Annotated in this window: 24 protein-coding genes; 9 read left to right on the plus strand and 15 right to left on the minus strand. The window is 42.9% G+C overall.

All coding sequences use genetic code 11. From position 1 onward, the window contains the following. Window positions 1-112 precede the first annotated feature (112 nt). Window positions 113-1,369: an RNA-guided endonuclease InsQ/TnpB family protein gene (locus F6K63_RS31345; protein ID WP_287314193.1), complete on the minus strand. Its 1,257-nt coding sequence runs from the start codon at window positions 1,367-1,369 to the stop codon at window positions 113-115. A gap of 1,079 nt (window positions 1,370-2,448) precedes the next feature. Between F6K63_RS31345 and F6K63_RS31350 the strand changes: the two genes are divergently transcribed. From F6K63_RS31350 to F6K63_RS31370, 5 genes are all read left to right on the plus strand, one after another. Next, window positions 2,449-2,727, plus strand: coding sequence for a hypothetical protein (locus F6K63_RS31350; RefSeq protein ID WP_008187268.1), 279 nt, complete (start codon window positions 2,449-2,451; stop codon window positions 2,725-2,727). 295 nt (window positions 2,728-3,022) lie between these two features. Next, window positions 3,023-4,513, plus strand: coding sequence for an ABC transporter substrate-binding protein (locus tag F6K63_RS31355; RefSeq protein ID WP_008187279.1), 1,491 nt, complete (start codon window positions 3,023-3,025; stop codon window positions 4,511-4,513). Next, entirely contained in the window at window positions 4,428-5,054 is a 627-nt protein-coding gene (locus F6K63_RS31360; protein WP_044494051.1) for an ABC transporter substrate-binding protein, read from the plus strand. Before F6K63_RS31355 ends, F6K63_RS31360 begins: the two co-directional genes overlap by 86 nt. A gap of 285 nt (window positions 5,055-5,339) precedes the next feature. After that, complete coding sequence (locus F6K63_RS31365; protein WP_008187283.1) at window positions 5,340-6,623, plus strand: pentapeptide repeat-containing protein; 1,284 nt, start codon at window positions 5,340-5,342, stop codon at window positions 6,621-6,623. A 94-nt stretch (window positions 6,624-6,717) separates the two neighbouring features. Continuing rightward, window positions 6,718-7,668 carry a glycosyltransferase family 2 protein gene (locus F6K63_RS31370; protein WP_287314195.1) on the plus strand — a complete coding sequence of 317 codons (951 nt, stop codon included), beginning with the start codon at window positions 6,718-6,720 and terminating at the stop codon, window positions 7,666-7,668. Between the two features lie 123 nt (window positions 7,669-7,791). On the opposite strand, the gene F6K63_RS31375 is transcribed toward F6K63_RS31370, so the two are convergent. Both F6K63_RS31375 and F6K63_RS31380 read right to left on the minus strand, forming a co-directional pair. Beyond that, window positions 7,792-7,938, minus strand: a complete 147-nt coding sequence (locus tag F6K63_RS31375; protein ID WP_154659863.1) for a hypothetical protein — start codon at window positions 7,936-7,938, stop codon at window positions 7,792-7,794. A gap of 47 nt (window positions 7,939-7,985) precedes the next feature. After that, window positions 7,986-8,549 (minus strand): PEP-CTERM sorting domain-containing protein, encoded by a 564-nt coding sequence (locus F6K63_RS31380; RefSeq protein WP_008187287.1) that lies wholly within the window; start codon window positions 8,547-8,549, stop codon window positions 7,986-7,988. A 609-nt stretch (window positions 8,550-9,158) separates the two neighbouring features. Here F6K63_RS31380 and F6K63_RS31385 point away from each other — a divergent pair. Both F6K63_RS31385 and F6K63_RS31390 read left to right on the plus strand, forming a co-directional pair. Continuing rightward, window positions 9,159-10,190: a bifunctional heptose 7-phosphate kinase/heptose 1-phosphate adenyltransferase gene (locus F6K63_RS31385; RefSeq protein WP_287314197.1), complete on the plus strand. Its 1,032-nt coding sequence runs from the start codon at window positions 9,159-9,161 to the stop codon at window positions 10,188-10,190. 446 nt (window positions 10,191-10,636) lie between these two features. Beyond that, window positions 10,637-11,272, plus strand: coding sequence for a hypothetical protein (locus F6K63_RS31390; protein WP_287314199.1), 636 nt, complete (start codon window positions 10,637-10,639; stop codon window positions 11,270-11,272). Between the two features lie 205 nt (window positions 11,273-11,477). On the opposite strand, the gene F6K63_RS31395 is transcribed toward F6K63_RS31390, so the two are convergent. Continuing rightward, window positions 11,478-13,673: a lytic transglycosylase domain-containing protein gene (locus F6K63_RS31395; protein WP_287251719.1), complete on the minus strand. Its 2,196-nt coding sequence runs from the start codon at window positions 13,671-13,673 to the stop codon at window positions 11,478-11,480. A gap of 437 nt (window positions 13,674-14,110) precedes the next feature. On the opposite strand from F6K63_RS31395, the gene F6K63_RS31400 reads away from it, so the two are divergent. Next, a complete protein-coding gene (locus tag F6K63_RS31400) occupies window positions 14,111-14,686 on the plus strand; it encodes a Uma2 family endonuclease (protein ID WP_287314201.1) in 576 nt (191 codons plus the stop codon). A gap of 43 nt (window positions 14,687-14,729) precedes the next feature. On the opposite strand, the gene F6K63_RS31405 is transcribed toward F6K63_RS31400, so the two are convergent. From F6K63_RS31405 to F6K63_RS31445, 9 genes are all read right to left on the minus strand, one after another. Beyond that, window positions 14,730-15,713, minus strand: coding sequence for a sulfite exporter TauE/SafE family protein (locus tag F6K63_RS31405; protein WP_008187293.1), 984 nt, complete (start codon window positions 15,711-15,713; stop codon window positions 14,730-14,732). Window positions 15,714-16,092: 379 nt separating this feature from the next. Beyond that, the gene (locus F6K63_RS31410) at window positions 16,093-16,236 is read right to left on the minus strand and encodes a hypothetical protein (RefSeq protein ID WP_008187296.1); all 144 of its coding nucleotides are present in this window, start codon (window positions 16,234-16,236) and stop codon (window positions 16,093-16,095) included. 58 nt (window positions 16,237-16,294) lie between these two features. After that, on the minus strand, window positions 16,295-17,161 hold the full coding sequence (locus tag F6K63_RS31415) for a DNA alkylation repair protein (protein WP_008187297.1): 867 nt from the start codon (window positions 17,159-17,161) through the stop codon (window positions 16,295-16,297). 391 nt (window positions 17,162-17,552) lie between these two features. After that, complete coding sequence (locus F6K63_RS31420; protein ID WP_287314203.1) at window positions 17,553-19,016, minus strand: AAA family ATPase; 1,464 nt, start codon at window positions 19,014-19,016, stop codon at window positions 17,553-17,555. After that, complete coding sequence (locus F6K63_RS31425; protein WP_287251713.1) at window positions 19,016-19,372, minus strand: hypothetical protein; 357 nt, start codon at window positions 19,370-19,372, stop codon at window positions 19,016-19,018. The genes F6K63_RS31420 and F6K63_RS31425 overlap by 1 nt, the downstream gene beginning before the upstream one ends. Before the next feature lie 11 nt (window positions 19,373-19,383). Then, window positions 19,384-22,968, minus strand: coding sequence for a CHAT domain-containing protein (locus F6K63_RS31430; RefSeq protein ID WP_287314205.1), 3,585 nt, complete (start codon window positions 22,966-22,968; stop codon window positions 19,384-19,386). Between the two features lie 12 nt (window positions 22,969-22,980). Further along, entirely contained in the window at window positions 22,981-23,157 is a 177-nt protein-coding gene (locus tag F6K63_RS31435) for a hypothetical protein (protein ID WP_287314207.1), read from the minus strand. Window positions 23,158-23,402: 245 nt separating this feature from the next. Then, a complete protein-coding gene (locus F6K63_RS31440) occupies window positions 23,403-24,398 on the minus strand; it encodes a M23 family metallopeptidase (RefSeq protein ID WP_287314209.1) in 996 nt (331 codons plus the stop codon). Beyond that, window positions 24,356-24,553, minus strand: coding sequence for a hypothetical protein (locus tag F6K63_RS31445; RefSeq protein WP_287294925.1), 198 nt, complete (start codon window positions 24,551-24,553; stop codon window positions 24,356-24,358). Before F6K63_RS31445 ends, F6K63_RS31440 begins: the two co-directional genes overlap by 43 nt. A gap of 166 nt (window positions 24,554-24,719) precedes the next feature. On the opposite strand from F6K63_RS31445, the gene F6K63_RS31450 reads away from it, so the two are divergent. Further along, complete coding sequence (locus F6K63_RS31450; RefSeq protein ID WP_071105738.1) at window positions 24,720-24,920, plus strand: hypothetical protein; 201 nt, start codon at window positions 24,720-24,722, stop codon at window positions 24,918-24,920. A 611-nt stretch (window positions 24,921-25,531) separates the two neighbouring features. Here F6K63_RS31450 and F6K63_RS31455 read toward each other — a convergent pair. Together F6K63_RS31455 and F6K63_RS31460 are read right to left on the minus strand one after the other, a co-directional pair. Next, complete coding sequence (locus tag F6K63_RS31455) at window positions 25,532-26,452, minus strand: pentapeptide repeat-containing protein (protein ID WP_287314212.1); 921 nt, start codon at window positions 26,450-26,452, stop codon at window positions 25,532-25,534. Between the two features lie 66 nt (window positions 26,453-26,518). Beyond that, window positions 26,519-26,668, minus strand: a complete 150-nt coding sequence (locus tag F6K63_RS31460; protein ID WP_158026621.1) for a hypothetical protein — start codon at window positions 26,666-26,668, stop codon at window positions 26,519-26,521. Between the last annotated feature and the right edge of the window lie 175 nt (window positions 26,669-26,843).

Consider the following 26,843-nt stretch of genomic DNA (forward strand, 5'->3'; position numbering starts at 1 on the left):
TGTCACTCGGATTTCACGAGGGATGGATTTTCACCATCATGGTTATCAAGTTGTCATGGTTCTATAACCAAGCAGCTAATCCCCCAAATCCTTTATAGAATATGGTTTCTAGCTAACGAATCACACCTGCGCCATTACAATCAGCGTTAACCAGCTGTCCGTTAGGAACCTCGTAAAGACCTCGTCTGACTCTTTTACCTGAGGGCTTCCATCCTTTGGGTTTTTCACCATATTTCGGTAAGGAATCACCATCCAAGAAAGACGCTTTACTTGTATAAGATTCTTCTGTGACTATTAAGTTAATCCCATATTCAAGGCAAAGCTGTTTCAGCCTTTCTATCAACCTTTTGGTTGGTATCGCGACAAACTTTTGATTGCCACGCTTACCCATATTCGCCTTGTTTTTCTGACCTTCATTCCAGCCGATAACTAGATTCCCAATGTGATCGCTAAGACAGCGGTTGATTATAAATCTAGCAGTTTTGTTGTTCGCGTAGCGTCGGCTTCGCCGAATCGCATCTCGCATCTGGTTGTTGCGCTTCAGCTGGATCCGGTCAAGATTACTATCCCAATAAAAATCAGGTTTGTCTTCTTTGTATTTCGCAACCAACCGGCAATAGCCCTGGTTGATCGATTTCAGTTTTCGACCATCAATGATGAAACTTTTTCCCAAGGTTGAAACACATGTAAGCCAGTTGTCGCCACCGTGGTCTATCCCTAAGGCTTGAGAGTAATCAAGATTGGGATTATCTTCTACTGACTGCTTTCCGTCATCAATGACCCAATCAATCCATAGCTGCCCGTAGCAAGGGCGAATTGTTACTTCTTTTACCCAATCTGGATCGATAAACTCAGGAAGTTCAAGGTATATCTTGGTTAGTAATTCTGGCTTGCTTTCTTTGCTTACGGACGGATAGAACAAACCTTCCTTGTAGGTTAGGGCTTGTCTCGGAAAAGTGACAGCTGCTAGACCACCTTTCTTCCTGTATCTAGGAAACTTGGGTCTATCTACACTTCCTTTGTAGTAAAGTCCGACTAGCTGATTGTAGCTAGCGATCGCTTCCCCTACAGTCTTTAAGGTTTGTTGGGCGGATTGAGCCGCCATTCCCTTGTAATGGTAACTGAGCTTTAAAGCCTTATCTAGCTCTGGATATCTAGTTGAGCATTTGTAAGTTTTCCAGCCGCATTTAAGCTCATCTTCGCGCCAGAAAGTAGTGTAAGCATCCTGATCTTGTAGCCACTGATAATGCTTCTGTTTGGCGTAATAAATGGCGCAATTAAACAAGCTATTGGCCTGCTCGCATTGAAACACCCAGAAAGCATTTTCTTCATCTGTAAATGTCGCCTTAAGTGGGATTGTTCTATACATGTTACTATCACCTCCTTGCTCCTATTATAGCTTAATTGAATGGAGACAGCGGGGTAAACCCCGTCGCGTCCGTTTCATCCCGGAGACGAAACCTTAGAATAAGGCAGCCTTAATCATGGAGGCGCGCTTGACCCGTAATTAAATTCGCGCTTATTGTCGCGCCTCAAAGTTTTAACCCTTTACCCATAACCGACCAACCATAAAGGCTGCCTTATTCTTGCGGTAACTTCTGACCCGGTCTAAAGACGCAGGGTTCTCACGTTCCCGGATTTTTTGATAGGCACCCTTATAACTAACACCATACCCAGTTATCCCTAATTCTTCCGGAGATTTTTTAGATGATTTACCACAACTTGCGATCGCGTTACTAAGAGCGGGAGTCCTAAGTAGTGCTTCCTTCTGACCAAAGCGCGATATCTATGTTATGGTTTTAGCTGATCTGACAAGTTTTTTTCCTGACAGCATTTCTGGTCTTTAAAATTTAATCATACTAACTAATTAGTAATGGGACAATTATGCTATAATATAGCATTTATAAAATAGATGATGTACATAATTTTTTGCTTTTCGTAAATAGGTAAATCAGAAAAAATACTGTGTACATCATAAATAGTGATAGCACTATATATCAAAAATTAAATATAGCATTTATAAATAGATCATGAAAACTAATCCTGTGTCTTGAGGCAAAGAGGGAGTGGGGGGAACCCCCCTTATTAAAGCACTACATCCCTTGATCAGTAAACCAAAAACTCCTAGGATATCTTGACACTCTTCCGTGATCCGAAGTTCCCTGATAAGAAGTCTTGATGCAAAGTGCGACTGGGGGAAACCCCGGTATTAAGGCGCTGCATTGCTTTTTATATCAATCCTAGGTTTACATATAAACTAAAAATGCTAGAGCAGTATTGAAATAGTTTTTTTACTGTTGATTAAAAAAAACCTGGACTAAATCTTACTGAAACAGTATAGCCTGATTACCGCTGGGTTTGTTGATAAAGTCTCTGTTTCTAGACTCTACAAGAGCGCAAAGCATAAAAAAGGATTATAATTCAACTACTAATCACCAAGATTTTCTGATGGCTGACATCACACTAGGAGATTTAATTACATTGATTTTCCGAGAGATCACTGACACATTGGAAGAAACAAGTGATCGGGGTGCTGAACCATTGAAGTTACAGGTCAGTGATGTGGATGTTGAAATTCCTGCCCATCTACGCCTGCAAACTGACCCCCAGTCTTTACCAGAAAAGTCAACTAGAGTGATAGTTACAATGCCATCAGCTCGTGAAACACGGCCAGTTGGTAGATTAGGTCGTATCCGAATCACTATCACTACTGAAGAGAAAAGGTAAAGGGTAAACTATTGCATGTACATAAGCATTCAGCCTAATGCTAATGCGCTACTTGAGGTGCTACTTGAGGTGCTAATGCGCTACTTGAGGTGCTACTTGAGGTGCTAGCAGGCGCTTTAACTGCACGGGGTCGGATCAGTAAAACGAGCAGGGATTTTCAACCAGCCGTACCAGCACCCCCCAGCTTGTTTACTACCTCCCGTTGATTAGCTGACGGCTGACGGCTGATAGCTGGAGGTACCTCGCCCTTGGGGTTAATGGGAGTAGGGAAGTCAGAAGAGGGAACTTCGGATCGATGAGTAATGATGAGTCAGTAACAGAGGATAACCAAGAATGGCAGCTGGCAGAATTGGTGGATGCGATCGCATCGGAAATTGACTATGCGGAAGATACTCTCTCCCTCAAATCCTATGCTCGTGGTAAGTCTTTGGCTATCAAACAGCTAAACCTGGATTTGGAAGTAACAGTGCGCCGTGGTCAAGATCGAGAAATTTGGTTTCGGACGGTTGTTGATCCCAAGGAAAATGGTGGTACTGTTCTCAAATTGGATTTTACCCAAGTACTACAGAGTCAGTTGCATGGGGTACGTAAGCCCCTAGATCGACCAGTAGATAACCGTCCTCTGGCTACGTTACCAGATATTACTGATGCTGAGATCAAACAACTAAATGCGATCGCAATTTACTCCGTTGATGACCTAGATCGCTACACCCAAACCCCAGCAATGATCGCCGAAGTTAGCCGCAAAACTGATCTTCGAGAAGCACGGATTCGGATGTGGCGACAACTGCCATTTTTGACTGAAGTGAAACCAGCCAAATCACCGCCAGGGAGTAGTGTGGTGATTGAAGGGGGTAATTTCGGTTCTGTGCCTTCACCCGATGCTCTAGTTTTGTTTCAGGGTCAGCCAGCCCAAATCATCAGTTGGAGTGAGTCCCGCCTGAGTGTGATTATGCCCCAAGTCACGGGTGTTGGTGTGCTATTTGCTGTGATTAATGGTCAAACGACCAATACTCTTCCTTGGGAAGCCACTACCATTGATTTATTGGTGCGTGACATTATCCTAAATCCGCCATTACCAGTAGCAGGGGATTTAATTACATTAGAAGCAGATCTAATTAATCAAGGAAGTAGCCCTTCCGGTTCTTTCCAAGTTGAGTGGACTATTAATAATCTATCTGACCTTAGTCCCCATGGCACCTTACAACCAAATCAGCGATCGCAAGACAGCAGCATTCGTCATCAACTTAGGTTTAAGGCTGGCTTCCATATGATCCGCTTCACGGCTGATCCACAACAACAACTCGCCGATATCAACCCAAGCAACAGCACCTTTACCAAAAAGATTTGGGTCAAATCGCGCCAAGAGCTTACCATTGCTGATTTTCGTCCGATTAAGACCCTTGACCCTTTGCTCAACCCAAACCTAGGACCAGCAGATGTATTGAGTCTGGTGTTCCGGGGTTTATGTCGTTTTAATTCCTTACGTGGGTTGCTGGTTCCCGATCTTGCTGTCAAGTGGAAGCTAGAAACTGTAGACAAAATCACTAAAATTCTTTATTTCCAGCTTCATGACAACCTACGTTTCCACGATGGCACCCCTCTAACGGTTGCTGATGTTGAGTTCACTTATCAGGTACTACGGAAAATTGACTCACCCTGGCGCAAACTGGTTTTGACAAGCATCAGGGATATCAAAAGTGGTAGATCAAAAAACCATTGCGTTTACATTACAGTCTGCCTCTCAAAGGTTACCCTCTCAATCCCATCCCCTCAGGGAAATTGATTCCATTGAGCCTAGGGATTCCCATCCCTTAGCAATCGACCCAGGCCCGGTAGCTAAACCTCCTATTCATCCCCAACTTTTAACTTTGGGAATTGTACCGCGCCATTGTTATGGTACAAAACACTTTGGGATAAAGCCGATTGGGACTGGACCATTCCAAGTTGAGACCTTCGGTTCTAGTGGCATCCAGTTGAGTGCTTTTCCAGACTATTGGCAAGGCACACCACGATTTGATCAAATTGTCATTCCCGTCATCTGTGATCACAAACAGCTGCTCGATATGGTGCTAGGCCATAAAGTCACTGCAGCGGTGCTCCCTTACTCAAAAGACCTGGCACAGACCTTGAGGGAAAACAAAGAATGGACTGTCGTGCCTCTTACCCAATCTCAGCCACAGTTACTACAAGTACAATCGACTAGGATTCAGGAACGGATGCCCAACCCTTTCAATACAAACTGGAATGCTCATCTGTGGTACAGCACTTCTCCATCGGGTGAGGTACAAAGTTCTGGGTTGGAGGGAGTAGGGAGTAGGGAGTAGGGAGTAGGGAGTAGGGAGTAGGGAGTAGGGAGTAGCAATGCAGTATGCTCTTGGGAACCCAGATAACTATGAGTAACGCTATATAAAGTTACAGATTATTATTGCTCCCGCTTGGATTTAGATAACGTACAAAATAAAATTTAACACAAGTCAAGTCTACCGGATTTCACTTGAAAATTTGCTAATCTGTTGAGGTGCAAATCACCTAAAAAACGATCCGAGTGTCTAAGAGCTGTATTATTTTGTAATGTTGCTTGACCTTGAGCTTATTTTGATGGGAATACCATGACTAACTTGCCTGAGCCTGTGCCACCCAATCAGCCTGAACATAGTAACAACGGTACCGCCAAGAACTCAGCCAATGGTAATTCACCACCATCTCCTCCCCAAACTCAAGAGGAGCAACATTTATCTACCCTGCCGTTGTCAAACCTACCCAATAAACCAACTATTGGATCAGTTAGTCCTGCCAATCGCTCCCTAAGCCTAATTATTCTCAGTGCGATCGCTATCATGATTTTTGGGGTAGTGATTGATAACCTCTGGATTGGGATATCCGGAGCTATTGTGGCGTTGCTGGTTTCACTGCCAGTGATTTTACCGGTTCTCAAACAATGGCTTACTGATTTGTTGCCACCACCACAAAGAATCAAAGTTATTGCCTCGATCGGAGTGGTAGCAGCAATAAGTGGCTTACTGAAATTTCTTGGTGTTTACCAAAACATCAGCAATTGGTTAGTTCAAATTAAATGGGATGAATTTGGGTCATGGGCTGAGTGGGTTGGTGCTTTGGGACAGATTTTGATTGCCGTCCTAGCAGTATTCATTGCTTGGCGACAATATGTCATTTCCAAAGACTTGACCATCCAGCAAAATATGATTACTCAGCAGCAAACCATTGATGCTTACTTTCAGGGAGTTTCAGATCTAGCCTTAGATGATCAGGGATTGCTAGAAGATTGGCCCCAAGAGAGGGCATTTTGCGAAGGAAGAACTGCTGCGATTCTCAGTAGTGTGGATGCCCATGGGAAAGCCAAAGTGCTCAGATTTTTGTCCCAAGCCCGTTTACTAACTCCCCTCAGACGGGATAATCATTTAGGACGCCCCATGTTGGATGGGTATGGAGGATACCAAGAAGACCGAGTTTATGGTATAAGAGTTATTGACCTGAATGTAATGTTAGCTGGATCAGACCTGAGTGGTACAGATTTGCGTTGGACAGAACTCGGTGAAGCTAATATGGTCAGAGCGAATCTGAGTTTCTGTGACTTAGTGCAAGCGAATCTATCCCGCACTGTTTTATATGAAGCCAACCTCACTGGTGCTGACCTCAAGGGAGTCCGCCTATTTTATGGTTCAGTAGAAACTGCCAGTCCCCGCAGTCGTACCCATCCCCCTGACTATCGCACTGGAGTTTACACCGGTGCAGTAGTCGAAAATGTTAACTTCACCGGTGTCCAGCGGATGGATGAAAAGCAGCACTACTATTGCTGTGCTTGGTGCGGTGAAAAGTCAAGAAAAACAATCCCCGGTGGTTGTCAGGGAATTCCTAATAAATTAGGGCGTTAGAAGGTCGTCTGTCAGAATGCAGAATGTAGAATGCGCGAATGTAGAATTCTACATTCTGCATTCTACATTCTTAATTCAAAAATGTTGAAGAACGATGAACCCAACCTATTCCCTGGTTATTCCTGTATATAACGAGGAAAACAGTATTTTAGAACTGTACCGACGCATCAGTACAGTAATGGATCAGTTGGGGGAGGCGGAGTTAATTCTAGTGAATGATGGCAGTTGCGATCGCTCTCTAGAGCTGATGCGAGACCTTCATCAAAAAGACCCAAGGGTATGTTACCTAAGTCTTTCCCGTAACTTTGGTCATCAAATTGCTGTCACTGCCGGTCTAAATTTTGTGCGGGGTCAAGGGATTATTGTCCTAGATGCTGATTTACAAGACCCACCAGAGATCATCCCAGTGCTAGTCGAAAAATGGCAGCAGGGTTATCAAATTGTTTATGCTCAGCGCACCCAGAGACGTCGTGAAAGTTGGTTAAAGCGCTTTCCGGCTTACCTATTTTATCGCTTACTGCGCCGTCTGGCCAATGTCGAGATTCCCATAGATACGGGGGACTTTTGTTTAATGGATCGACGGGTGGTTGATGTACTCAATGCCATGCCAGAACGGAACCGTTACGTGCGGGGATTGCGTTCTTGGGTAGGGTTGCGGCAAACCTCTGTTTCCTATGTACGTGACCCCCGCTTTGCTGGTGATATCAAGTACACCATTCGTAAATCCTTAGCCCTAGCAGTAGATGCACTGGTTTCTTTTTCTAAAGTGCCATTGCGAATCGCTACTTATTTGGGATTATTAGCAACAGCGATAGCGCTATTGATGGCAGGGTTAGTGCTTTACTGGCGGATTTTTGAACCTAATTCTCCTGTGACTGGGTTTGCCACTATTATGATTGCAATTTTCTTTTTGGGAGCAGTGCAGTTAGTATCTATTGGTATTTTGGGGGAATATGTAGGACGGATTTATGAAGAAGTTAAAGGCAGACCATTGTATGTTTTATCAGAAGTGAGGGGGTTTGTGGAGGAAGGAGTATCAAAGTAAGCTATCAGCTATCAGCTTTCAGCTTTCAGCGATCAGCGATCAGCATATGTTTAGGTTTTTTGGCCTTGCTGAATCTTCGCGCTGAATAGGAGTAGAGTGGGCATCCTGCCCGCCCGAAAATAATTAATAGGAGTAGAGTGGGCATCCTGCCCGCCCGAAAATAAGCATGAAACTGGCAAGATGCCAGTTCCACCAAGATGCCCATTCCACAGGTGCGACCCAAGGGCGATTTACTCGCCCATTGGAAAGCGCACCTACTCTTAAAATCATTCCATTATTCTTAAAATCATTCCATTATTAAGCAACGCCAGTTTTTTTTATACCCTTGGAGAAGATGCTATCTTTCTCTTTGAGAGCCAGCCTAAACCTAAAAGACTAAGTCCTATAACTGTCCCAGGTTCAGGTACACTTGCTGGTTCATCTTCAACCAGCCCAAAACTCGCTGTCTCTACAAATTCTCCATCTATCTCGAACACAGTAAAAAACTCTGGAAAACTCGGAGCCGGACCAGTAGCAGGGCTAAAACTAAAATCTTCTGTACTCCAACGTAATTGCTGGCCAGCTCCAGCTCCTTCGAAGATTAACCACACAGGCTCTGTAGTAGAATCGGCCTTGGTATAGGTTCTATTGTCGAAAAAAAACTCAATCTTATCTACCGGATAACTTATCTCGATCACTGGAAAATCCGGTATAGAAGCAAAAAATTTCCTCCGGGTTTCATTGGCGTCATCATAGCTGAACTTACCAGAAAATTCTTCTGTTCCAAACTCATAGGTAATAGTAATAGCTTGGGCAGGATTAATTTCAATCACTGCTAGGCTTAAAGCCGCACCAGTAGTGATTATTGCTAATTTTTGGCAGATCCTTTGTCCCTTAAACATTAATTTAAACCTGTCTCTTATTTGTTGATATTACTGATTTTTCACTCATCTAATTAAGTCTATACCAAGGGTCATTATAGTTGACCAACATTACAGAAGCTTTACAGAAAATTTAATTAAAAATTATAAAATACCATTGTGGATAACGGTTGAGACTATAGCAATAGGGGTAGGGAGTAGGGAATAGGGAATAGGGAACAAAAAGGGGTTGATAAACTTTAAATTTATTAACACAGTTAACAGAATTGATGTCTAAGTAGTTACTTGAAAACTTGTTGATAAATCCCAACTACATTCTGGTAAACTAATCCGTCAGCCTTCAGCCGTCAGCCTTCAGCCTTCAGCCTTCAGCCATTTGCTTAGCGTGGGCAATGCGCAATGCGCAATGGCAAAACGAGAGCATTTAATAGTTCGAGATTAATGAGAATTGAAAGTTTCGGTAAAAGCTGATAGCTGATACGCGACACCCTGATCGCTGGTATTTCAAGTAACAGTAAGGAGAAACTAATTAATACTAAACTCTAGCGTTTATCAGAGTTATCAGGTACATTAAATTTTATTATCCCTACTCCCTACTCCCTACTCCCTACTCCCTGTTCCCTTTGCTATATGATTGAATTTGCGTCTTTCAAAACTCAACTAGCTGCTTCAGCTCCCCGTTTGTTTGAGCTAATTAATGGTTTTAAGCAATCCAAGGTACTGGTGGTTGGTGATTTAACTCTTGATGAGTTTCTCACAGGTGAAGTGGAACGAATTTCACGAGAGGCTCCAGTATTAATTATACGTCATGAAACCACTCGTCAAACCCCTGGTGGTGGGGCAAATGCTGTTTATAATTTCGCTAAGCTGGGAGCAGAGGTAAAGGTAGCTGGGTTTTTGAGTAAGGATCCTCAAGGGCAAGTGCTGCGGAGGATGTTTGAGGAGGTGGGAATTGATACTAGTGCGATCGTGATTGATCCAGACCGACCAACGGTGACCAAAAGCCGGATTGCTGGTCATGCCCGTCAGTCGGTGACTCAGCAGATTGTGCGAATAGACCGCAAGTCGGATGAATTGCCAGACCGGGATAAGCAGTTAGAGTTGGCAGCACAAATACAACAGCATTTAGGTCAGGTGGATGCTGTGGTTTGTTCTGATTACGGAGATGGTGTATTTACACCACCAGTGATTGAAGCCGTTTTGTCTCACGACCGCACCATTGTAGATACTCAGAAGAATCTGGAGCGTTATCATGGCGCTAGAGTTTTTACTCCTAATCTGCCAGAAGCGGAGCGAGCAGTGGGGTATGGGATTAAGAGTTTTGAGGATTTGTTGAGAGCTGGTAGAGATTTGTTGGCACTGACTCAAGGGGAAGAAATTCTGATTACTCGTGGTGAACAGGGGATGAGTTTGTTTGCTCGTGATGGTAAGGTTGAGCATATCCCAGCGTTTAATCGCACCGATGTATTTGATGTAACTGGTGCTGGGGATACGGTGGTAGCAGCCCTGACCTTGAGCTTGTGTCTGGGGGCTTCCTACTGGGAAGCAGCGGTTTTGGGTAATTTAGCCGCTAGCATTGTGGTGCGTCAGTTTGGTACAGCAACTACTAGTCAGGATGAGATGAAAGAGGCTTTACAGGGATTGTTGGAGGTTGAAGCATAAACGTAAGCATATGCGCTACGCGCACGCGATCGCGTTCAGCCGTCAGCCCTCAGCTATCAGCCCTCAGCTATCAGCCCTCAGCTATCAGCCAAAGGCCTATGGCCAACGGCTGACCCCTAACTACTGTTCGCTTAGCCTGTGCGTAGGGCATATGGTTAGATGGGATTTTCCTCAGACTTTCAACTCTGATTCATCTCGAACTATTAGGTGCGACCCGTGGCGAATTTAATAATTAGATGCGGAAAGCGCACCTTTAAATTCTCCTGAGGTTTATTTTAAGCATTAGGCTGACAGCTGACAGCTGACGGCTGAATGCTTAAGTTTTTTCTTTCATCATTAGTTTTTACTTTCATCATTTAATCTTTTAGCTAACTTTACTGACTCTTCAAAATCAAATCCAGGAATGTTTGATTAACTATTGATAGTAGTTTTTTAGGTCAATCCTGATGAAATTAACTGACATTAGTGCTTCTTTAGTACTCCTGGGAGCGATCGCAGTTACTCCAGCTTATGGAGCCTCCGTATCATTCACTCCGATTGGGTCACAATTAGACAAGGATGCCATCAATGACCTTGAAGTCAATGTTGATGACACCATTGATTTCTCTTTTGTGTTAGATACTAGCGGTCTCACCGCTAATTTACAATCATTGGATCTTATTTTCGCACTAGATACTAGTGAGCTTATTATTCGACAAGAATTTAGGACAGATGCAGATAGAGTTGCCTTTTCAAACTTTACCGGGAGCCTAGTAGAAAACCCACCTTTGGGAATACCGACAGTACTTTTTAAACGTAGTGATTCAATTGGAGTTTCTCCAAACTCTACCCTAGAAATATCTGGGGCAACTTACCAAGTACTGCCTGGGTTTAAGAATGATGGATTGCCTGACTTAGCACTTACGGTTAGCTCGGCAATTGATGCTAATGGTATAGATGTAACCAGTCTCTTTAATCCAGCTAGCCAAGGTATTGATGTTCAGCCCGCTCCTGTTCCTGAAACCACATCACTGTTAGGTTTCTTAGGATTAGCTGCTTTGGGGACTAGTTCATTATTAAAAAACTGCTCAAAAAGGGTCTAATTGTTTCAGTAGTATTCATCATTTTCAAGTTTTGTGGATGTAAGCATTCAGCGGTCAGCGGTCAGCGGTCAGTGTTCAGTTTATTTTATTCAAAAGCTGTTCGGTGTAGCTTGGCCTAGGGCTAATGGCTGATACGCGACACGCTGATAGCTTACAATCACTCCCGACTCCCGACTCCCGACTCCCGACTCCCGACTCCCTAGAATTAATTAGATGATGCTACGGATTTATTAGCAGCGTGAGCTTCTACCATCCGGGAAATATCAGGATTATAGAGTCGCAAATAATTCCAATAATTACCAAACACTGTTTTCACGTAACCTTTGGTTTCTCGAAAGGGGATTTTTTCAATAAAGGCGTCGGGGTCACTAAAACCGTATCTATTCACCCATTTGGAGACATTACCGGGACCAGCATTGTAACTGGCAACGGCTAATAAAGAGTTGTTACTGTTCTGTTGGTGGGTAAAGCTGAGATACCATGTCCCCAATTTAATGTTGTCATCAGGATTTTTAAGATTGTATTGTTTCAACTGGATTTTTTGGGCAACCCAACTACCTGTTCCTGGCATCACTTGCATTAAACCCATGGCACCAGCAACGGAACGGATTTCTGGTTCAAATCTAGACTCTTGGCGAATTAAGGCAGTTACTAGTAAGGGATTAAGCTGCCGTTGACCAGACCAGTTAAGAATTGAATTTTGGAAAGGGAAGGGAAATAGAGCATGCCAGTATTTTGGTTCGTCACGCAGTGCTGCCCATTCGGCTTTTTCTTGGGGAGTCTCTCGTCGTTTTAGGCTCCAGACTTGGTTAATGCCTTTGAGATTATCCCCAATCCCTAGGCGCAATACACCATCAGTAAATTGCTCCGAGACACTGAGTTCCTTGCGGTTTCCTAATTCCACTTGCCACAGAGCCCAAGCATCCTGATCTTGACCAAGTTGGTACAGTTCTTTTAGGGTTCCAGAACCGTCTTTTAGTAAGGGTCTAGCTTGGGGTCTGACAACTTTGGGCATTAAGTAGCGCACGGAGGTGAAGTCCCCTACATTCCAGCCTAAATAGTTGGCCGACCGCCATGCATAGTAGGATTCTGGATAACGAGCTAGTACATGTTCAAAGGCAGCTTTGGCATCATTAGGACGCCCGAGCTGACTTGCCCATCGACCTACCCAGAAGCCAGCTTGGGCAGCGATGTCACTATCAGGATTGTTGGTCGTAATCGGTTGCGCCCATTGCCATGCTTCTTGTAGCTGGCCTTTTGCTGCTTTTTTTTGAGCCATTTGCCAACGATAATTAGCCGCAGCATCAGAACTAGCATATTGGGTTAGTACCGACTTACGAGCTTGGCCAGCAGACACTTTGCTGTTGAGCTTTTCTAGGATTTTGGCTTTGTCGAGCAAGGCTTGAGGAGCTTCATCGGGATAATTCTGGATGACTTGATCCAGATAAGCTAAGGCTTCTGTTCGCTTAGAGATACTGGCAAGACGCCTTAAGGCTAATCCGGTTTCTTTGGCATTGGGATAGGCGCTGATTAACTGTTCATAAAAGATTTTGCCTTTGCTGGCTTTGGTATCTAAATGAAGTCCTCGACCTGCTCGGTAGAGATTGCGGGGAGTGCGGGGGGCTTGGGCGTAGGCTTTACCAGCTTTGCCATATTTCCAGGTTTCCCAGTAACCAGTGCCAATCATTTCCCAGTCTTCGGGGGTGAGTTGCTCAGGGTACTTGTCAACGATCCGGTCTCGGATCTCCTGCATTCCTAAGGCTTTAGGAGTGTGCTTGGCTAAGATTAATAGTAATGGGAGTTGGTTGGGATTGTTTTTGAGGCGCTGTCGGACAATTTCTAGAGTACGGGGATGGCTGGGATATTTTGCGATCGCATCGTCCCAGTACTTGGGATTAGATTTGCCTAGATGATAAAGGGCTTCTGCTGCAACTGCTTGGTTGGGGTACTTTTTCAGGATAGTTTGCCAAACTCCTGTAGCCGATTCCCTATCCCCCATGGCTTGGTAAGCTTGAGCACGTTTGAGGGCAACGTGGGATGCTAAAACCGGATAATCTGACTCAAGCCCTTCGAGATGCTTTAGGGCTTGTTCTGGCTGATTTTGTTGAATTAAATCCGATGCCAACAGATAACGGGCGCGATACTGTTCCCGAGACTTCGGACCTGAGGCAAAGGCATCTAGGTTAGTTGCTCGTTGTTGGGGTGGCAGAGAAACCAGCCGTGCTACAGCGGATTTGCCTGTTGACTCCGTTAACCCTTGGCTAGCAGTCTTGTTTTCCTCCTTTTCCTCTAGTTGATTTGCTACGGTGACACCTAAGAATACTGCTCCCAGGCACACTGATACCAATAACACTATGGCTCCAGCCAATAACCGAAATTGCTGTCTACGCTCTTTTAACATAAATCCTCACCCAACAAAGTTCAGCAGTTGAAAGTCTCTCAGCATATGACCCATAACCAGGGTAATCTGGTTTCCCTCTTGAGTTATGAACCATTATAAAAAGTTCTTGGCTACGAACCTGGAACCGAACTTAGTCAAAGTTGGTCAGATTTTGTCATAATTAACAGAGCACGAAGCCAGCAATAACTAGATAATTATAATAACTATTATGATAACTATATTTTTATCACCCTGATGAGGCACATTTTTCTTACCCTTAGCACGCTCTATTCCATATCTTAGAACTAGGTTACCTTTAAATTGTGACGATTTATGGTAAGATTGCCTATATTTTTGTTATTTCAGGAAACTGGCAAGATGCCAGTTCTACGCCTGATGCCAGTTTTACCAAGATACCTGTTCTACCTACCGGGTCAAACTGAACTTGAAAAGAAGTCATGGCTGACACCACCACAATTAATCAGATTCGATTCACCACTGCAGACCTAGATCTGTTAACAGACGACGGCCATAGATATGAAGTTATTGATGGAGACCTGCTTGTGACCAGATCCCCCCATTGGAATCACAACAAGGTGGTGGGAAGACTATATAGTGCCGTTGATTCCTGGTCTTTAAGTGATAAGGGTTATGGTGAGGCTGTTCTAGTTCCAGGTATTGTTTTTGACCAAGAAAATGCTGTTGAACCTGATGCTGTCTGGGTTTCCGACAAGAATCGCTTGCCACAGATGCTGGATGAAGCAGGCCATTTAACTGAAGCGCCAGACCTGATCATAGAGTCTTTATCATCAGGAACTCAACATGAGCGTCGTGACCGAGAGGTAAAACTGAAACTCTATTCAGTGCGGGGGGTTCGGGAATACTGGATTGTGGATTGGCGCACTACTAAAGTTGAGGTTTATCGACGAAAAAATGCCAAGCTTACCCTAGTCGAGACTCTGTTTCCTGGAGATATACTGCGATCGCATTTGCTTCCTGGTTTTGAATTAGAGCTCCAGATTGTGTTTTTGTAACCATCCTAAACTACCCTATGCTATTTAATTATAGTTTATTTTGTCATTCTATAATACTATTTTTTTTAGCCAATACAGCTAAACTAAGGAATACTATTAATCCACCAATCAAAATACTCAGAGTAAACCAAGCCAAACCACCAGTTGGTTGGATAACTAATAAGGCTCCAATAAATTGAGCTAGCAAAATAAAATAGAGAACATTAGTAATAAAATTTCGAGAGCGATTGCTAATGAAATATGCTCCTAGGGGAGCACCTAAAATAACCACAGGGATGCCAACTAACCAGTAGTGAAATTCTTGAATTCCAAAATCATGAAGAAAGAAAAGATGCCAAACAAATCCTACAATACTATTTCCCGCCATGAGGCAGACGCTTGTAGGAGTAGCAACTTTTTCTGACAGGCGATATCGAATTGTCACCACTGAAAAAGTTAAAATGTCAATTCCACTTCCCACAATTGAAACTACTATTCCCCCTAGGAAGCCCAAAAAAATAAAAAGTTTTCTTTCTCCTGATGAAAGAGGTGGAAGTTTCTCGACAACTGAGCGAGATCTGTTCATATTTAAATAAAAAAGAGCTATGCCAAAACTTAACCATAGAGAAACAAAGAACATTTTGGCATAGGGAGGGGAAATCAGAGGAGCAATATAGTAACTTCCTAAAATAACTCCGCCAACTCCTCCCCAACTACATAATAATAAATAGTTTTTTTGAATGGGTATTTTTCTCGTCAAAATCAGATAGGTGGCTGAGGTCATGCCAATACTTTGAATCGCCAAACTGAAATTACGCGCTACTTCTGGTTCAATCTGAAAAATTAGGGTCATAATGGGGAAAGCAACAGCCCCACCTCCCTCCGCTGTAGCACCAGCGATAAAAGAGGCAAACATCATGGTCACGGACATGAACCAATTTTGGATAAATAAATCCCATTGATTGGTATGTACCATATAGGTTAGCCAGACAGTAAAAATTGCTGCCATTGGAGCTATTTGATGGGATTTAAAATTTAGATTTTTCATAAATAAAATTGTGATTATTTTATTATCGATCTAGCAGTTTTAAATTGGGTGAGGTACAAATTATTTGGTTTTAGGGAACAGGGAAGACAGATAAGAAACCCACCCCTAAGGCCTCCCAGGAGGGGAAGAGGGAGCAGGGAAAAAATCCTGTGTACCTCAGCTGCGAGCCATGGCGAATTTAATTATTAATGGGTAAAGGGCACCTAATAGTTAGGAAAAACGTTGCCAACAAAGCCTTATTTACAGACATAAAAAAATTGATTTTAAACGTCGATTTTAAATATCCTTTAATCAATGATATCACAATTACCATCCCACTCTTTGGGACAAAATATTTTTTATTTATTGATTCAGTTAATGTCTTGATAATTAGTGTAGACTATTGTTCAGCAATATTTGCAATTAAGTCAGTTTCAAGTTCTGGTAGCTCTTCTTGTAATGACTCTTGAATAATCTGATTCAAACGAGAGTTAAATATGTCTAATACTTCTGAAGTATAAATGTATTTTAGCAATAAATCCATGACCTATTCCTACTTAATAATAAGGGGTTTACAACTGGCTAATTAGGTTCACATTTGACTAATTAATTGCTATTAATTGAAGCTTCTGGGATAAAGTATTATGCTTTTTGAGAGTCCTAAGAGCGTGTTTAATAATCCAACTTGTTTCCTTGGTTGGAGATTCTTTTCGCCACCGCAAACAGGTATTGATTACCCAATCTGGACTAGATTTGCTGGCATCATTCAACCAGTTACCAACCGAACGCTGCACATAATTACTGGGGTCTGAACGAACAAATTCTAATATGGTCAAACCTGGATCGGGGTTTTTCTTCAAAGTCGGAATATGTTTACACCAAACCCCACGAGGACGGGTAGCTTCTACCGCACAGCGTCGAATATTGGGGTCTTCATCTTTAACCCACTCTGTTAGTAACTCGAAGCTATAAGCTAAATCATCCACAAGATAAGAGCGAAGAGCATCCCAAGCGCATTCTCTGACAGAGAAACTACCATCAGTGGCGAACCTACGCATTATTTCCAACCTCTCGGGTAACGAGATAGTTTGGTCAGCGGCTATACTAAAAGCAGCCCAAGCTCTAACCATGTCAGAAGTATGACTAGCCAACGTTTCAAAAATTTCTGTTCGGTTTTCTTCTTCTTCTAGAGCATGAAAGAGTATTGTGCCAATGCCTTTGAGTCGTTTGGTAATGCCTTGGTCTTGAAGTTTCAAGCTCTGATTATACAAGTTTTCAATTTGTTCTTCCCAACCTATTTCTGTAAGACTATTCCGAAGCAGAAAAGGCATATCAATGGCTAACCATTCGACAAGATTGACGGTCTCAATTTTTCCGTGATTGAGTGCCGATAAAACTTCATTAGGAATTTCAGAACGCTTCCTTGCTCCTTTTCTCGCTTTTAGCCTTTCAAGTTCAACTGTGTGCATAATAAACAGTTGCTTTTTTAATATCTTGCATCACAATAAAGTAGGGTGGGCAAAGTGCTATTATCTAGAATTATCAAAAAAAAATAAACTGTCTTTGCCCACCCTACAACCTTCCTATATCCAATAAGGTACAAATTGATCCCCCTAAATCCCCCTTAATAAGGGGGACTTTGAGGTTGAGGAGCGTACCTCATAACTGCGATAAACGCTATAAAGTAGGGTGGGCAAAGTGCTATTATCTAGAATTATCAAAAGAACCAAACGGTTTTTGCCCACCCGACAAGCTGACGGCTGACCGCTGAATGCTTAGAATAGAAAGTAGGGTGGGCAAAGTGCTATTATCTAGAATTATCAAAATAACTAAACGGTTTTTGCCCACCCGACAACCTTATCATTTTGATAGCCGATGAATAATGCGATACACAATTAACCCAGCGATCGCACCAACTCCAACATGAAATACCACAAACACCACACTGTAAGTCAAGCAAGGTGTAAAACCAGCCTTGGGGCAATCTAAGGATTGTTTCGGGTCTAGTTGGGTGATAATAGACTCTACTGGTTTAGCAGCGGTTTGGGAAGAAATACCACTAACCGCTAAACCAATACCCACCAGGGCAATCCAACGTTGTAAATTTTGTTCTCGTTTTTCCGCAGCCTTCTCCTGATCTCTGAGGGCTTTTTCCAAAGCGCGATCGCTTTCTGCCTGGTCAATCTCTACAATGCCTCGGATACTACCAAGCATCTGGTCAAATAGTTGCTGACCGGGTTTGAGATAATTGAGGTTGACTTGAATCTGATTTTGAAACAGCTGAGTTCTTTGGTTGAGGAAGTCTGCTAAAAACTCGATATTATCGTCTTCGAGACTAGATTCACGGATTTTTTCCAACCATGTGTCATAGTTGGCGGCATTGGTAGCGATCGCAGTCTTGTGATCCTCCATGTCTCGCAGATAACCAGCATAGTCAAAGGTTTTGGATGGCATGTCGGTCAGTTTTTGCTTCAGTTGCTCTAGCCGTGTTTCTCGCTCTGTTGGCAATTCCTTGAAGCGTTGAACGTCTTGTTCTAGTTGCCCATATAGCTCTCTAGTTTCGCGATAACACCAACGAGATTCATGATAAGCAAACAGGATTTTACTGCGACAGCACAATAGATTGAAAAATGACAAAGACGTCTTTTCAACCAGCTTTAAGGTTTCTGGGTGACGGTTTAAGCAGACCAGAAGGTGACATTGCTCCGTTGGTTTCTCCTTACCGTTGTCATAGGCAAAAATTGGGCTACCAAATAACTGCCCAAATGCGCTAAATTCAGGTTTTTGGTCGGTTCCCTGGAAAAAAGCATCCACACAGGCATCGGCTAACTTTCTATCTTCATCGGGACTGCCCACTGGTTCGCCATAGAGCACTAAGGTTTGTCCCAAAGAAGCTTGAATAGTGCTGGATAGGAGGCACCCTTGGGGATTTAACCGACTAAATTGACTGGCTGCAACGGTGACATTCTGGTAATAGAGGGTTAGGTCAAGGGCATAGGTGTCATGAATTTGTCGGGGATAGACCTCTACTGTTAGGGCAGAGCCTTCTATTTGCAATGGTGGCGTATAGGTTAAGCGACCATTCCCTGGGAGTAAGTCTACGTGATCGCTTGTGATCCCTGTTTGGCTTGGAGGGGATTGTAATTTTTCCGGTAAAGATTTCAGGTCTGGGATAGCTAGGGGTTCGCTGAGGTTAGCACAGTGTTGCCACAACTGATCCGCATCCTGTCGCAACTGTCCCAGTTCTTGGCTGAGGTCTTGCCAGAGATGGAAGGCATAAAGGGTGACGCTGGGGTTTTTGATTGGCAAGGCGGTGTCAGTCATCAGCCTTTGGGATTTTTGGGTTTTTCGGTTTCTTCAGTAGAACTCTTGCGGAGGGCATTAATCAGAGTTTCCTTTAAGTTTTTTTCCTCTTCGGCTTTAGTTTCATCAGTGGGGAAAGTGCCTCCAATTCCCTTCTTATCAATTGTTTTACTAGCAAGTAGAGCTATCAAAGCATTATTAATGTCTGAGTGAGAAGCACACCACCGAGAAATCCCATTGGCTAGCTGTTCCGTATCACTTGGTAATGAAGTAATTAATTCTTCTAGGTCCGTTCGTTCTGAGTCTTTAAACAACTCAGTTTTGGTATCCAGTAGTTGTTTAAAAGCAGATAAAAATAGATAATTTTCAGCTTTCATAGTCTTAACTCCTATTGACCAATCCCACAGAATGCAGCCCAATAAAATGGTGAATTAAAGGGTTTATCGCTGTTATCAAAATTGTGAAGCATAGCCTTACTTACGTATTTCTGAACAAAAGTCGCAGGCAAATTATCAATGTACTCCTCTAATTCTTCTTTGCTGCTATCCCGCAGCCAGAGTTGCGCTTGGTTAAGGGCAACTGCTAAGGACATGTGGTAGTTTAGCAGATTATCATAAAATTTAATCATCAACAACGCTGTCGATAAATCGTTTACCGTCCACAGGCTACTAACTACCGCTGGACTACCGGCAACTAGGAAACCACTGGGTAAACCAATGTATTCATCGCTACTGTTACTAAAGTCGATTAATCCGGTTTCGCAAGCAGAAAGGGTGACAAGGCGACATTGTTCTAATTTTAGGGCAAAAATTTCCCCTAAAGTCAGAAATCCATCTTCTGTAGTTTTGTCTTGGACTATTTGTTTAGTTTTCCTTTCCGCTAAAACCAGTGCCGATTCTAGGGGTGATTTTGGGTTGAAATAGCCATGACAGGAAAAGTGGCAACAGTGGGCTGTTGTCAAGTTCTCATTTACTTTGACAGCAGCTTCCTTTGCCTCTTGGCTGGCTAAGACTTCAGCAGTCTGGAAAAATGATTTAATCACTTCCACTTCTAGGTTAGTGTAAACTAAATCATCAGTGGGGTTTTGAACCGCAAACAGGTGGGTAAAATCTTTCCGGCGTTTTCTGGTTTTAGCAAGTTGTAGTAGTTGACAGCTAGGGGCGTAACTTACCCCTGCTGGAAAGCGATCCATCAGAATTTCAGATTTACCTTCTTCCTGCTGAATGTTGATAGGTAAAGCATGAAGCGGAAACAAATGTAAATACTGATGGGGGATTAAAATTAAGCGATCGCACTCTGGGGGGATTTGCTCAATGATGTCATCAATGTGTATAATTTTTGCAAGCAAATGTAGACGGGTAGTCAGGCGACGTTGCCAATGGTATTTTTTGTTGTAGTAGGCTCTGAGATACCCATTTACCGATTTTTGAAATTTTTTGAAGTCTTGTGGTTCAGATTGCCAAACTATGGGTTGTTGAGTTTCGCTGGTAAAGATGAAAGTGAGCAGCTTATCCCCTGTAATGTAAAATTCTACAATGGCAGTATGGTGATCCAGCTTCTGCTGAAATTGCTCAAACTTAAAGCTAGAACCGATAGGTAAATATTGCTCTTGTAATTCATTCCGCTGCTGTCGCAATTCTTGAAGATGTTGTGCTAAGACTTTTGGATTCTCAGCTTTACCCTGTTGGATTTGGTCCTGACCTGCTGCTATTTCATCCCTGTATTGTTGTAGTTGAGTAGCAACATCTACAGGAAAGATAGTTTTCAGGTCACGGCTGATAATCTTTTCAACTAAATTGCCGGTTTTGCTCCGTTCAACATATTCAATGGCTGCGGTGATATTAGTTAAGTCTAGGCAAGTTTCTACCATGCCTCGATAGACTCTATTCCATTTTTCAGCTAGTTTGGTCTTGTAGTCTTCTACTCCAGAACCATAAATAATTTCATCTCGCAGGAATTCTACGGTTTTAATGGCAGCATCAAAAGCCTTGTAAGCTTCTGGGAAATTTTGAGCATCTTGGTAAGCAAAACCGAGATTGTTTTGAGTCAATGCCCATTTTTTTGGAAAAGCTTTACGGGTGAAAACGTCTTTTGCCAATTGGTAGCAAGCGATGGCATCTTCTAGATTTTGTGCCTTCTGACCTGTGATTCTGTTAAAGTAAGCACCACCGAGATTGATTTGAATCGTTGCCCATTCAATAGGAAAAGGTTCACGGGTGCGTACTTCTAAAGCCAATTGGTAGCAAGCGATGGCATCTTCTAGGTTTTGTGCTTTATCCCCTGTGATTCGCTCAGAGTAAGCACTACCGAGATTGTTTTGAGTCATTGCCCAATCAATAGGAAAAGCTTCACGGGTGCTTACTTCTAAAGCGGATTGGTAGCAAGCGATCGCATCTTCGAGGTTTTGTGCTTTATCCCCTGTGATTCTGTCAGAGTAAGCATTACCGAGATTGTTTTGAGTGGTTGCCCAATCAATGGGAAACCCTTGACGGGTGCGTACTTCTAAAGCGGATTGGTAGCAAGCGATCGCATCTTCGAGGTTTTGTGCTTTATCCCCTGTGATTCGCTCAGAGTAAGCACTACCGAGATTGTTTTGAGTCATTGCCCAATCAATAGGAAAAGCTTCACGGGTGCGTACTTCTAAAGCCAATTGGTAGCAAGCGATCGCATCTTCGAGGTTTTGTGCTTTATCCCCTGTGATTCGCTCAGAGTAAGCACTACCGAGATTGTTTTGAGTCATTGCCCAATCAATAGGAAAAGCTTCACGGGTGCGTACTTCTAAAGCCAATTGGTAGCAAGCGATCGCTTCTTCGAGGTTTTGTGCTTTCTGATCTGTGATTCGCTCAGAGTAAGCATTACCGAGATTGTTTTGAGTCATTGCCCAATCAATAGGAAAAGCTTCACGGGTGCGTACTTCTAAAGCCAATTGGTAGCAAGCGATCGCATCTTCTAGGTTTTGTGCTTTCTGATCTGTAATTCTTTCTAAGTAAGCATTACCGAGATTGTTTTGAGTCATTGCCCAATCAATAGGAAAAGCTTCACGGGTGCGTACTTCTAAAGCCAATTGGTAGCAAGCGATCGCATTTTCGAGGTTTTGTGCTTTATCCCCTGTGATTCTGTTTGAGTAAGCAAGACCGAGATTGTTTTGAGTCGATGCCCAATCAATGGGAAAAGCTTCACGGGTGAAAACTGATAAAGCGGATTGGTAGCAAGCGATCGCATCTTCGAGGTTTTGTGCTTTATCCCCTGTGATTCTGTTACGGTAAGCATTACCGAGATTGTTTTGAGTACCTGCCCAATTAATAGGAAAAGCTTCACGGGTGCTTACTTCTAAAGCCAATTGGTAGCAAGCGATCGCATTTTCGAGGTTTTGTGCTTTATCCCCTGTGATTCTGTTTGAGTAAGCAAGACCGAGATTGTTTTGAGTCGATGCCCAATCAATGGGAAAAGCTTCACGGGTGAAAACTGATAAAGCGGATTGGTAGCAAGCGATCGCATCTTCGAGGTTTTGTGCTTTATCCCCTGTGATTCTGTTACGGTAAGCAAGACCGAGATTGTTTTGAGTGGATGCCCAATTAATAGGAAAAGCTTCACGGGTGAAAACAGTTAGTGCGACTTCATAGCCCGTGATGGCAATTTCCATAGTGCTGGCTTTGTCACCCAAGGGGAATTGCTGAATTAGATTGCTGAAATTGCCAATAACTGCTGCTAAGTATTCCGCTTGATCTGCTTCCGCTTCCGCTAGGATAGTTGTTGCTACAACCCGCAATAATTCTGCTAATCTATCATCTAGTTTGTCTGTATTTGCTTTCAGTAATGGGTAAACTACCTGCGCGTCACTATTACTCTCTGCGGTTGCTTGTAGTACCTGTAAGAGAAAGTTGACTTTGGCATCAGATGTGTGGCGATTCACCCCCATCAACCGCTCTACAAGAGTTATTACAAAATTAGACAACCGCTTGACAATATTCATTACAAAATTCAACTAATTTAAATCGCCCTGGATTCGCAAATTTTCCGCCACTGCCAGCATTGTCTGCTGCAATCCCCCATCCACCAAATCCCGGTAGCTATTCAAAATCTGAGAGACTTCTTGATCATTAGACTCCGCGAGTAGTTGGTCAATCAACTTTCGATAGGCTTGGAGGCGTTCTTCGTTCATGGGAGTGACAGGTCAGTCAATATAATATTTCTATTTGAGTTGTGAACGGAATCTCTTAGGTAAAGGCAAGAGGTAAGAAGCAAGAGCTAATAAATTCTAGCATTTATCAATAAATTATGACAACCAATCTTAATTTATCGTAACACCAAAAACTCCTCGGATATCTTGACACTGCTCCGAAGTCCCTACTCCCTACGGTGCGCTTTCCGTAGGCGAATTAAATTCGCCACGGGTCGCACCGCTCCCTAAACACTAAGAGACAAACTTTCACCCACTTTATAACCCCAAATATCAGATACCTCAATCTTCAGTTGATAGTTAGAATCAAAGTAACTATCAATATACTCAGCAGGTATAATTATTTTCGTCTTATACTCACTTACTGTTGGATGATACCCAAAGGGAATAGACTCAAAATGAGTTTTATCCCGGTCAAGGTTATCCAATTTTTTGGTTTTCGTTGGATCCATTCCCTCCCGGAGAGTTAAATCAACAACGTGAGATTTAACCGCCATTTCCGTACTACGATCAATAATCTTAATTTCAACTCGATTAAGCAGAGGTTGCTCCCGGTGTATTGCATATTCCAGCACCACAGGATTTCCTGGTACACAGCTACCAACCTGAGTTAACGATGGTGAAGCCGCTGGAGCGTGGGGTTGGTAGAGTAGCATTGGGTGAATATGTGGATCGAACCCCCATTGAGTCACCTTAGGATTTGCTAATTGATATTCTAAAGAATTATTAGTACCTATCCTAATCTCAAAATGCAAATGAACCACATTAGTTTCTCCACTTTTTCCCATTTTGCCGATTAACTGACCAGCACTAATTGCTTCTCCATTTTTTCCTTCTTCCCAATCACTAACAATCGGCAACGTGCTGTCTTTATCGAGATGACAATACCACGTATAAAAATACTTGACTGTTTTGCCATGGTAAGTAAACGGTGTCGGAAACTGATGACGCAGCCTCACGGTACAACCAGCACCAGAGTATTCCCGGTATCCCCAAAAAACCCCGTCATAGGCAGCAACAATATCATCATCACCAGCCTGACCATCCATTTCTCCAATATCAATAGCACGGTGAAAATCTGAGGAGACAGAATCGATTTCTGTACGACACATAAACGTCGATCCAATATGACGGAAATCTTTACCAGCCACAGGAAATACTGTCTGGTCGTGTAAAGATTTCATTGCTGCCTTAAGAGCATCATAGTTAGGATTGTTGGACATAATTTTAACATTAAATAGGGAACAGGGAATCGGGAGTCGGGAGTCGGGAGTGCGTAGGGTGCGTTAGGGGCGGACTTGCCCTTATTTTTGGCCTCGTAGCCAGGGTTGGTATAGTCCGCCCCGTAACGCACCACTGGGTCTGGAACTTGCTGCATAATTAAAATTATACCAAAAAAAATGATATTAAAAAATAAAATTATCTAGCCTATTATCGGTCAAATAACTTTTTTTTATTAACCCTAAAAAAAAAATAAAAACCCTTGACAACTAAAAATATAATCATTACAATAATAAATATAAACCAAGCTGAACTTTTTCACAATGTCAGAAAAATTTACTCGCAACTTCAAGAAACAACCTACTCAGCACACTCTCAAAGGTCCTCGTGAATCAGTAATTTATAGTATGCAAATGTTTTATTCCCTAGGCTATGCCGAGATTGCGGAGTGGACCCCTCTAGAGCCGACCGATATTCCAGGTGAAGTAATGACTACCATGACCAAGTATTGGTTGTTGCCATAACACCTTAAAATTATGGGGGGGGTTTCCCCCCTTTGGCCAAGGGTTTCGTAAACTTCTGACATATGTGATTGACATAGCCGTGGATAGTATTTCTACGGCTATTTTTTTAGGAAATTAAGAATTTAGAATTTAGAATTGGGAATTTAGAATTGGGAATCGGGAATTGGGAATCGGGAATTGGGAATCGGGAATCGGGAATTGGGAATCGGGAATGGAATACTTATGGTTTAGTGATTTTGGATCACAACATCATCAAAGGATGATAAAATTATTAGTTATAGGGTTTATAGGATTTATGAGGTACGCTTCTCAACCTCAAAGTCCCCCGAGCGAGCAATCCCTCGCTCGGGGGATTTAGGGGGATACCTTTGTACCTGATGGCATAGAGAATTGCTATATAATGAGCTAATAAGCTAATACAGCGTTTTCCATAACTAAGAGGTACATAGGATTTTTTACCTATTACCTATTACCTATTACCTATTACCTATTGCCTATTACCTATTGCCTCTTGCCTCTTGCCTATTGCCTTTTACCTCTTACCTGCTCCCTACTCCCTACTCCCTACTCCCTACTCCCAATTCTAAATTCTAAATTCTAAATTCTTAATTCTAACAATCGCGATCGCTTACCACTCCATCAGGTAAAATTGTATTGCACAGTTCCATAGTTTCCCAGGGAATAGTTTCCCCATCAATTCCCTTAAAACTTGTTCCTTTTACGTTCGTTCCCTTGAAGTTAACCTCTTTGAAAGTAGCCGCTGTTGAAAACGATGTCATTGAATGGGTTTTGAGAGTACATTCCACAGGACCGAAACAAGCTCTTTCCAGCACAGCATTTTCAAGGTTGGTTTGGTCTAGCATTGCTCCCCCAAGATAAGTATCAGATAGGTTAGCGTTTGTGAAGTTAGTAAAATTTAGATTAGCCCCTTTTAAATTAGCCCCCTGTAAATTAGCTTTATTCAAATTAGCCCCTGCTAAACTTGCTCCCTGCAAATTAGCCCCCTTCAGTATTGCTCCTTCCAACCGACTGTTGCTTAAATCAGCATTAGCTAGATTAGCTCCTTCTAAATGAGCATAGGCCAAATTAGCACTCTGTAAATGTCCATTACTGATTTGGGCAGCTTGAAACTTACCACCTTGGAGATTAGCGTAATCTAGATCAGCCTCAATCAGGTTTGCTCCCTTGAAATTTGCTACCATTAAATCAGCATGTTGTAAATTAGCATGGCTCAGATTAGCATCCCTAAAATCAGCATACTGAAGCTGAGAATTTTGCCATTGACTTTTCCCACAATTTGCCCCCTCAAAGTTAGCGCCTTTGCCATGAATATGTTGCAAATTTGCTCCTTCTAGCTCAGCAAAATGAAAATTGAGCCCCTGTAGATTTCCCCCCTCTAATACACAAGCTGAACATTCACCACGCTCTAGCAGATACTGTAGATCCGGAGGTTGAGGGGAATTTAATTTAGCGATCGCACTCCCTAAACTCAGAAATCCCGCCAAAGCTAACAGTAACAGTAACTGCTTCATTTTAGTTATCCTTTTACTATCAATCTTATCGTCACATGTAAGCATTCAGCGGTCAGTGGTCAGCGGTCAGCGGTCAGCCGTGGCAGAGGCTTCTAGCTTGTGACTTAACTCAGCATTATTCCAATGCTTACCTGTTTTCTTCAAAAGCTGTTCGGTGTAGCGTGGCACAGGCTTCGACGCTGGGACGTAACGGATAAGCTGTTCGCGTGTAAGCATTCAGCAGTCAGCGGTCAGCCGTCAGCTTATACCCATAGCCCAGGCTACTTGAGGTGATGCGCGAATAAGCGATGCAGCCCCTACCGTGAGCGAGTGCATCAAGAAAAGGGCTAAGTATTCGTTTAATTTGAGTTAGGTCCGATGCGTCGAAGCCTGTGCCACAAAGCTGATAGCA

Origin of the sequence: Moorena sp. SIO1G6 (assembly GCF_010672795.1) — a bacterium.
Taxonomy (GTDB): domain Bacteria; phylum Cyanobacteriota; class Cyanobacteriia; order Cyanobacteriales; family Coleofasciculaceae; genus Moorena; species Moorena producens.

Excerpts from the sequence above, each read along its gene's own strand:
- F6K63_RS31345 (WP_287314193.1), bottom strand. The coding sequence starts at position 1,369 with ATGTATAGAACAATCCCACTTAAGGCGACATTTACAGATGAAGAAAAT.
- F6K63_RS31350 (WP_008187268.1), top strand. The coding sequence starts at position 2,449 with ATGGCTGACATCACACTAGGAGATTTAATTACATTGATTTTCCGAGAG.
- F6K63_RS31355 (WP_008187279.1), top strand. The coding sequence starts at position 3,023 with ATGAGTAATGATGAGTCAGTAACAGAGGATAACCAAGAATGGCAGCTG.
- F6K63_RS31365 (WP_008187283.1), top strand. The coding sequence starts at position 5,340 with ATGACTAACTTGCCTGAGCCTGTGCCACCCAATCAGCCTGAACATAGT.
- F6K63_RS31370 (WP_287314195.1), top strand. The coding sequence starts at position 6,718 with ATGAACCCAACCTATTCCCTGGTTATTCCTGTATATAACGAGGAAAAC.
- F6K63_RS31375 (WP_154659863.1), bottom strand. The coding sequence starts at position 7,938 with ATGATTTTAAGAGTAGGTGCGCTTTCCAATGGGCGAGTAAATCGCCCT.
- F6K63_RS31380 (WP_008187287.1), bottom strand. The coding sequence starts at position 8,549 with ATGTTTAAGGGACAAAGGATCTGCCAAAAATTAGCAATAATCACTACT.
- F6K63_RS31385 (WP_287314197.1), top strand. The coding sequence starts at position 9,159 with ATGATTGAATTTGCGTCTTTCAAAACTCAACTAGCTGCTTCAGCTCCC.
- F6K63_RS31390 (WP_287314199.1), top strand. The coding sequence starts at position 10,637 with ATGAAATTAACTGACATTAGTGCTTCTTTAGTACTCCTGGGAGCGATC.
- F6K63_RS31395 (WP_287251719.1), bottom strand. The coding sequence starts at position 13,673 with ATGTTAAAAGAGCGTAGACAGCAATTTCGGTTATTGGCTGGAGCCATA.
- F6K63_RS31400 (WP_287314201.1), top strand. The coding sequence starts at position 14,111 with ATGGCTGACACCACCACAATTAATCAGATTCGATTCACCACTGCAGAC.
- F6K63_RS31405 (WP_008187293.1), bottom strand. The coding sequence starts at position 15,713 with ATGAAAAATCTAAATTTTAAATCCCATCAAATAGCTCCAATGGCAGCA.
- F6K63_RS31410 (WP_008187296.1), bottom strand. The coding sequence starts at position 16,236 with ATGGATTTATTGCTAAAATACATTTATACTTCAGAAGTATTAGACATA.
- F6K63_RS31415 (WP_008187297.1), bottom strand. The coding sequence starts at position 17,161 with ATGCACACAGTTGAACTTGAAAGGCTAAAAGCGAGAAAAGGAGCAAGG.
- F6K63_RS31420 (WP_287314203.1), bottom strand. The coding sequence starts at position 19,016 with ATGACTGACACCGCCTTGCCAATCAAAAACCCCAGCGTCACCCTTTAT.
- F6K63_RS31425 (WP_287251713.1), bottom strand. The coding sequence starts at position 19,372 with ATGAAAGCTGAAAATTATCTATTTTTATCTGCTTTTAAACAACTACTG.
- F6K63_RS31430 (WP_287314205.1), bottom strand. The coding sequence starts at position 22,968 with ATGAATATTGTCAAGCGGTTGTCTAATTTTGTAATAACTCTTGTAGAG.
- F6K63_RS31435 (WP_287314207.1), bottom strand. The coding sequence starts at position 23,157 with ATGAACGAAGAACGCCTCCAAGCCTATCGAAAGTTGATTGACCAACTA.
- F6K63_RS31440 (WP_287314209.1), bottom strand. The coding sequence starts at position 24,398 with ATGTCCAACAATCCTAACTATGATGCTCTTAAGGCAGCAATGAAATCT.
- F6K63_RS31445 (WP_287294925.1), bottom strand. The coding sequence starts at position 24,553 with ATGCAGCAAGTTCCAGACCCAGTGGTGCGTTACGGGGCGGACTATACC.
- F6K63_RS31450 (WP_071105738.1), top strand. The coding sequence starts at position 24,720 with ATGTCAGAAAAATTTACTCGCAACTTCAAGAAACAACCTACTCAGCAC.
- F6K63_RS31455 (WP_287314212.1), bottom strand. The coding sequence starts at position 26,452 with ATGAAGCAGTTACTGTTACTGTTAGCTTTGGCGGGATTTCTGAGTTTA.
- F6K63_RS31460 (WP_158026621.1), bottom strand. The coding sequence starts at position 26,668 with ATGCTTACACGCGAACAGCTTATCCGTTACGTCCCAGCGTCGAAGCCT.